The sequence below is a fragment of the Holospora curviuscula genome (assembly GCF_002930195.1).
GTDB classification, from domain to species: Bacteria; Pseudomonadota; Alphaproteobacteria; order Holosporales; family Holosporaceae; genus Holospora; species Holospora curviuscula.
Map to the genome: position 1 here is coordinate 1 of NZ_PHHC01000143.1, position 7,452 is coordinate 7,452.

Sequence of the window (7,452 nt, forward strand, 5' to 3'; positions counted from 1 at the left end):
AACGAATGAACAGAACGCTTAAAGAGGCAACTGTAAACAATTTCCATTATGCATCTCATGATGAGCTGAAACAGCATCTGCATGCCTATCTAATGGCTTATACCTTCGCTAAACGACTTAAAGCCATCAAAGGCAAAACTCCTTGGCAATTTATTCTAAATCAGTGGACAATTCATCCAGAATATTTTACAATTAATCTTAACCATTTCTTGGCGGGACTAAACACCTAGGGCGTGTCGACATTTATAATTAAGTGTTGTAAGATTAGGGTATTTGGTTACAAGAGGAGATAAGATTGCAAGGAATACGAGACGACCAATGGGAACAAATAAAAGAAAGTTTGCCTGGAAAAGAAGGAGATGCAGGACGTACTGGTAACGATAACAGGCAATTTATCAATGCCGTGATGTGGATTGGCCGAAATGGTGCACCGTGGCGTGCATTACCAGCATCTTACGGGAAATGGTCGAGTGTTCACAAACGGTTTATAAGATGGTCCAAAGCCGGTGTGTGGCAAATGATTTTCAATACCCTTTCAGTAGATGCTGATACGGAATGGATCATGATTGATTCCACAATGATGCGCGCCCATCAACACGCCGCAAGCGCCAGAAAAAAAATACAGTCAATAGTACACAAGAACAAGAGCTGAGGCGCTCAGCAGCGGAGTATTTATAGAGCTGAGACTCGCTTTAGGAGTAAAATTTTTCGGGGAAGGCAACATTATATTTGAGGGTTCCGTTAACTTTACAGATGTACCGCAGAGTAACGTTATAACTCGGAATTTGATTTTGTGCGCTCAACAGCAGCTGACTCAGCAGCAGGTTCCAGAATAGCTTCTGCCTATTACAGTTCCGAAGCAACAGAAGGCTCGGCGGGACTTGGTGTCTGATATAGTCTTGAAGCAAGAGCAGATAATAGAAAATATAGTGTCGTAGAAAAAGCAATATCTCAATCAAGGAGATACTCTATTAGGGAAGTTCATTAGAGAAGATTTTATTCCTTGGTTTCCTAAAGGTAGCAGCGCCACAGCTCAAACCATACAAGATAGCGTGAATACATTAAAAAATCTTTCGCATGAATACAATAGTTCTGAATTTAGCACTCGCCTTGAAGAAAAGGTAAACCAAGCTTTACAGAAAAAGCAATTTTTGCCTAAAGATATAGAAAAAATTATAAGGTCTGGATTCCAATCTCAGGATCTCAAGATCTCAATAATTCCAATGTGAAAAAGCACAGTATTCAAAACGCTTAAGTATACGATTGGCCTTACTCTGAAATACAGTATCTAAGCACTGCCTTTCTTATTTTTTGACACTGGAGCCCTTTAAAAGGCTCTGTTTAATCTTCCAAGAGGGGGTAGTGCTTTTTTCTTTTTTAATAAAAAATAGAACAATCTAAACAAAAAAAATTGACAAGAAAACTTTTTTGGTGTAGGATAAAAATGTAAATTTTTTAACAATAATTAAAAAAAAATGAATATAAATAAATTTAATTATGTGTACTTTTCAATGATAATTAGTTCTGGGGCTTTTTCCGTTCCAGTACTTCCACAGGCTAAGAAAGGCGGTAGAAATGTAGCGCAGACTGCTCAAAATATCTCTCAGCCACAGGCTAAGAAAGGCGGTAGAAATGTAGCGCAGGCTGCTCAAAATATCTCTCAGCCACAGGCTAAGAAAGGCGGTAGAAATGTAGAAAAGTCTGTTCAGAACGTCTCTCAGTCGCAGGTTCAAGAGCACAGTAGTAATTTAGCAAAGACATTGCCTGGGCATGTTCCGCAGAAAAAGTTTTTGAGCTTAGAGCTGCGTAGAAATCAGAAAAAGATTCAGGAGAAGAATACGTTTACAACTCAGAGCAAGTTTATGGACTTTGAGCAATCTCTTCAAGCTCAAAAAGCTCTGTGGAATCGCGATAAGCCTAGGACGGAGTTAAACCTTATTCTTCAAACGAAGAAGTTATGTTACGATTTAAAGAAGGGTATACATGAAACCAAGAACGCATTAGAACATCATGTAGCTAACGCGCCTGAGTTTAAAAACAGCCTTGAAGAAGATCTAGAGCACCTAAAAGAGGCTTTAGGTAGACAGTCTAAATTCGTATCTCAGAGTTTAGAAAATAAGAAATTGCGTGCTAAGGAGCGAAATAACCATTAGCAAAAAGATGAGTTAGAAAATGATATAAAAAAATATAGAAGTTCTGTTTCTAAAAAGTTTGAAAGATAGTAAACAATTGAAGAACAAGCAGCACTTTAGTTATACAAAAAAATTATAAAGTCTAGATTACGATCTCAGAATTTTAATGATTCCAATGGGCAAAAGTAAACTATTCAAAACGTTAGGGACTTACAAGAAAGCTAAATATATAATTTGAATGACTTCGAGAGATAATATCTGGATACTCTTTTCTCATATTTCGATACTAGAGCCCTTTAGAGGGCTCTTCTCTTTTTTGATCTTCCAACAAGGTGGAGTGCTTTGAGTTAAAATGTTACTCTTATTCCTGAAAGATTATGATGAAAGATGGGTCCTAATGCTTTAAAAATATGTTTGGATACTGATTCAGGTGTCTTATTGTAATTTTTTTAGAAAATTTTAGCGTGAGCGTTAAAAAAAACTGTTTTTTTAACAAAAATTAATATAACCAAAAAGTTGACAAAATAAGTACTTTTAGTATAAGATCGAATCATAATTTTTTATGTAAACTTATATTGTATGAAAAGAAATGTAAAAAAAAACTTTAATTATGTGTATTGTTTAGTAATGATTGGCTCTGGGGCTTTTTCCGTGCCAGAACTTATACGGGTTAAGGAAGTAATAGAAGAACTTCAGAAAATAACAGAGCAGCTTAGTGAGTGTTTTTCAGAATATCAAAACTTCTCTGATCAGATTGATAGTTTGGAAGTAGAAACAATAAAAGCTGAGCAAAGTCTGAGGCATTTTCAGTGTAATCCAACAGATTCCAGAGGGTTTCCAGATTTTTTTCAGGGTCTTGAGGAATTAGATCAAGAGTATCAGGACAAAGCCCAAGATCTGGCTTTAATTTCTGAGATACATAACATTCTTTTTAAGCGTAGGACAAAACTTCAGAACCAGGATTGTAGTGAATTTCTAGATTATTTAGCTCAGAATCAAGATTCAGTAGATGATTTGTTAAAAATACAAGAGCAGAATATGAGGAACATGCTCGAGAAAAGTCGAAAAGTTGGACAGGATATTTTAAATCAATATAAGAAAGTTTTTGAAAAAATTAGTTCTAGAACGTCCTCTTTAAAGTACATTCGGTTGTATGCTAACATCGTGCCCGAAGCTCAAACAGAGGTTCAACATCACGTTAGCTCTGTAAAAAAAGGCTTCCTTAAAGCGCTTCAGAATAACATTAACTCTTGGATTACAAACTTGGGGCCAAGGCTTTGTCTCGCTCAAAAAACTGAGCGTTTGCTTCAAGAGATACTTTCTGAGAATGGGGAACCGATTGTTATAGAGAACATTGATAAGCATTTAAAACGGATCGCTGATGCTTATTTCGATAACCAAACTATTATTACAGTCCAAAAGTTACTTTCTGATATTCCGCAGTTGAGTCTTTTCACAGTTCCAAAGGAGGAGCACATTTTTCCCTTGAAGCGGGAACAGATTGAGCAAAAAATTTTTCCCTTGAAGCAGAAACAGATTGAGCAAAAAAGTATGCTTACAGTGCATACTCTACTTCAAAACATTCAGCAAGGTTTACAAGCTCAACAGACCGCTAAACAGCAGACTATTGAGCATCATCTTCGGATTCTTGTTTCTCCTGGAGCTGCGCAGCAGCTTGATTGGTCTACTCAAAAAATAGTTATGGAGTATCTTCAGAAGATTTTGCAGGATATTAACCAAAAGAACGAGAATTTTCAGGATACTCAGTATAAAAGGGAGCACTTTATCACAGCTCAGCATTTGATTACGCAGGCTAAGGATAAATTTGCTTCCAGCCACAAGAAATTTTTGGATGAGCCTTCAAAAAGTTTGAATGTAATTCCCGTTTCCGTTTTATCACAGAGCATGTTGTTAGCCCAGTCTTGTCTTCAGCGCATTCAGGATGAGCTTCAGGCTCAGCAAGAAGATCGCCTTCTGGCTCAGCAGTGTCCTGACCTTACAGCTGAGTGTAGACTTAAATTGACAGCTCAACAAATAGGAAATATTATAGCTCAGAGGAGTATTTTTGACGCTCATAAAGATCTTTTGCGAAAACGGTATATGCAACAGGTTCCAGAGCAGTGGGTTAAGCAGAAGGATAGATCTAACTTGATCGCTTGGCAGCTGGGTAACACTGTAACTCAGAGTTGGATTATTGATATTCAGAAAGAAGTTTTACTATATCTGGAGAAAGTTCAGAAGATCCTGGTTAAGGATAACTCTGAAATTCCACAGTTGATTCTGCCCCTAATACTGCGACAGCAGAGTCTAAAGTATCATTACCGTTTATTAAGCGCGTTTGTGAGAGAAGATTTTTTTCCTTGTTTCCGTAAAAACAATGTCGGAACAGGTCAACCCGTAGAAGAGTCCGTGGAGATATTAAAAAATCTTACGCGTACATACAACACACCCATGTTCAGAAGAGGCCTTGAAGAAAAGATAAGGCAAGCGTTACACAAAAATGGATTTGAGCCCCAAGATATCGAAAAAATTATACAGTCTGGCTTCCAATCTAAAGATTTAAATAATTCTAATGGACAAAAGTATAATCTTCAAAGCAAGCAAGAGAAGAATTGATCTTAAGAGAGTTCACTCTTTCGAATCGGTTCGAAGACAATAGTTGGTTATTTTTTTCTCATATTTCGATACTAAAGCCCTCTATAGGGCTTTTTTTTAATCTTCTAAAAAAGTGTGGCTTTTTCGCTTTTTAATAAACAATAATAAATCTAAACAAAAAATTGATAAGAAAATTTTTTTGGTATAAGATCGCGTTGTAAGAGCCTGTATTTATGGATTAGCCATGCGCCTTAACAAGCGCATAGAATGAGCGATCGTCACCCTATTTCGGCAGCTGCTACAGCCATTTCGTACTCTTTAGACAATCTTGGATAATGATTGAGCCAAGCCAAAGTTCATTCAACGACCTATCTTTTGGTGAACACATCCTACCTTGGGGTTCTGAAATTTCAATTGTTTTGATTAAGAACGTTTTCTACAAACTTTAGCATGGTTTTTCTATACTCGGCATCGGCGCAAACGCCTTTGAGTGTCGGATAGTGTTGCAGAGCCTCTTAAAAAACATTGCACACCCGTACTGTATCATGCTGATTCGCGTCATGAACAGTACCGTGCATGAGAGTGAATTGTGTATCCACAACACTATGGGGTTTAGATTCTTTTATTTTTTCCCTTTCGTCAATGCCTCGTTGTTCACAAGCCCGGGTAATTTTGACACTGTGTGAATCAATCCTGCGATAGCTTAGATTTTTACTTTCACCAGCTTTTATCCGACGTATCTTCACAAGCGTGATTAGTACTTTTTCCTATATTCTTTTGATGCTGAAGCTTCGATAAAACGAACGTAGCGTGAAGTATGGGGAAAAATCTTTAGGAAGCATTGACTATGGGAAGCCGCTCTTTATTATGTAAACTACTCCATTAAGAACCTCTTTCTTCTGGTGTTTGCTTCTATTACTGTACTTGCTCTATTCAAAATCATCCTTAATTATCTCTCATGCATGATCTGTTAAATCTCTTGGATCATGCGTTCTTATTACCTCCTAGCGTCATTATACTCCCTCCGTTTATCCATAAATACAAGGTTTAAGTTTTTTTGATAATCGATAAGCGAAAACAAATATAAGAAAAATGAGTATTTTCTTAGACACGCTTGGCCGGACAAGCAGGAGACTCAGCGGCAGAAGGCTCAACAACAAGCTGCTGATATTCTTTTTAAATCTCGGGAGTGAATTAGAGCTAAGAAAAAAATTGGGTCGCATACTTTTTTGAAGCTTTTTTTTGCCTGTAGTTCAAACGCAGCAGCGCGCGCAGTTGCTTTTACCTAGCATCCAACAGTGCATTCATCCGAATAGCCTCTTTTTAGCTGACGTACATCTTAAGAATGTATTAAGCTTACTTCAGATTCAGCATAAGAAGAACCATTTCGGTGAGCAGCAGGGTATTTTGAGGTCTGAGCAGTTGTTGAACTTTAATCTTATTCAGTAGGGTTAACATTATAACTCATAATTTGATTTCGCACGCTCAACAGAAGCGTATTCAGAAGCAGGTTGCACAGCAGAAGATTCTAGAGTGGTTTATGCCTATTATAGTGCCGCAGCAACAAAAGGTTCAGCAAAACTTGGCATCTATGATATAGCCCAGTCAGCATAAAATAATCGTAAAAAATAGAGAGGAAATAACGCATCGATGGAGCAATTGCAGAATGTTTTAATGTCTTTAGCCTGAGTCCATTATTTTCAATGGGATTAAGGTCAGAAGAATATGGAGGTCAATCAAGGAAAACATGACCAGCGCTTTCACCCATCGGCTGCCTATCTTTTCTCTTATGGAAAAAAGCATTGTTCATGATACTACCCCTTTTGTGTTTTTTCCCTCCCATCATGAATCCCCTAACAACACCTTCCCTTCCAAGAATAGCAGTGCGTCTGTGGCATATCCTGGGACTTTTCTCTAGGTAAGCCATTAATTTCCCTCTTTTTCTCGTGCCTCAATCTTTTGGCAGAACATAGATCTTTTTTCTAGATCTGTTGTCGCAGGATAGAGTATTTTTTTATATGTCACGCCTAAAGGCTTTGGTGCATAGTGAATACCAGACTCAGTAATCCCTAATTTTTCGCCGCTTTCTCGACGATCGCTATCTGGAAATTGCTCTATATCATTTCTTAAACTGTCTTTGTCCAGGTTTTTTCAAGGCTGATTCCTAGTGTTTTGAGGCTGTAACTTCTTGCTCCATCTGAATATCACTACTCTCGATGTCCTAAATCTATCCGAAATTTCACTCTATGAAAGTCCTGCTTTAGCGTTTATTTTCAATACTTTTTTCTAAAATCTACTGAATATATCCTATCTATTTATACACTTCTAACGCTATATTATTTTTCTTTCTTACACTTTTATCAAATCCATCTATTTTTGCTTGCCAACGCTACTCTCTTTTACCCCCTCTTCCTTGTGTTTTGCTTCATATCTATTTATTTTAGTGAATTGAAATTACTATTTTTATTATTCATTTTTCATTTTATTTTTATCCCTTTTATTAAAAATAATAACTATTTTTTAATTATAATCTGATATGGTATATTACTTTAAATAATCTATTAATGTTAGTTAATAAGTGAGTTTAAAACTATTTATAGAAGTTTAAAATAGACAGAAGAAGTAGCGCAATAGATCAAGAATAGATGGATAAAGCGATAATGAATCTGCAAAGGATGAAGAAACATTAGAGCAGTAACAAAAAAGCTTTAATTAAATTCTATAA

The 7,452-nt window shown here is 36.7% G+C and carries 6 protein-coding genes and 1 pseudogene; 5 read left to right on the forward strand and 2 right to left on the reverse strand.

The window, feature by feature from the left end; genetic code table 11:
* From HCUR_RS07370 to HCUR_RS07385, 4 genes and pseudogenes are all read left to right on the forward strand, one after another.
* The coding region (locus HCUR_RS07370; protein WP_480035410.1) for an IS3 family transposase at positions 1-230 on the forward strand (230 nt) is incomplete at its 5' end.
* A gap of 59 nt (positions 231-289) precedes the next feature.
* A pseudogene (locus HCUR_RS07375) lies at positions 290-613 on the forward strand (IS5 family transposase); the annotation flags it as partial.
* Positions 614-1,475: 862 nt separating this feature from the next.
* Entirely contained in the window at positions 1,476-2,153 is a 678-nt protein-coding gene (locus HCUR_RS07380) for a hypothetical protein (RefSeq protein WP_104207431.1), read from the forward strand.
* A 558-nt stretch (positions 2,154-2,711) separates the two neighbouring features.
* Complete coding sequence (locus HCUR_RS07385; protein ID WP_104207432.1) at positions 2,712-4,748, forward strand: hypothetical protein; 2,037 nt, start codon at positions 2,712-2,714, stop codon at positions 4,746-4,748.
* 494 nt (positions 4,749-5,242) lie between these two features.
* Here the strand turns inward: HCUR_RS07385 and HCUR_RS07390 are convergent, their stop codons facing one another.
* Positions 5,243-5,473 carry a hypothetical protein gene (locus tag HCUR_RS07390; protein ID WP_104207433.1) on the reverse strand — a complete coding sequence of 77 codons (231 nt, stop codon included), beginning with the start codon at positions 5,471-5,473 and terminating at the stop codon, positions 5,243-5,245.
* A 1,001-nt stretch (positions 5,474-6,474) separates the two neighbouring features.
* Here HCUR_RS07390 and HCUR_RS08895 point away from each other — a divergent pair.
* Positions 6,475-6,645 (forward strand): hypothetical protein, encoded by a 171-nt coding sequence (locus HCUR_RS08895; protein WP_165780869.1) that lies wholly within the window; start codon positions 6,475-6,477, stop codon positions 6,643-6,645.
* A gap of 8 nt (positions 6,646-6,653) precedes the next feature.
* Here the strand turns inward: HCUR_RS08895 and HCUR_RS10365 are convergent, their stop codons facing one another.
* Positions 6,654-6,872: an IS630 transposase-related protein gene (locus tag HCUR_RS10365; protein ID WP_423751903.1), complete on the reverse strand. Its 219-nt coding sequence runs from the start codon at positions 6,870-6,872 to the stop codon at positions 6,654-6,656.
* Positions 6,873-7,452 lie beyond the last annotated feature (580 nt).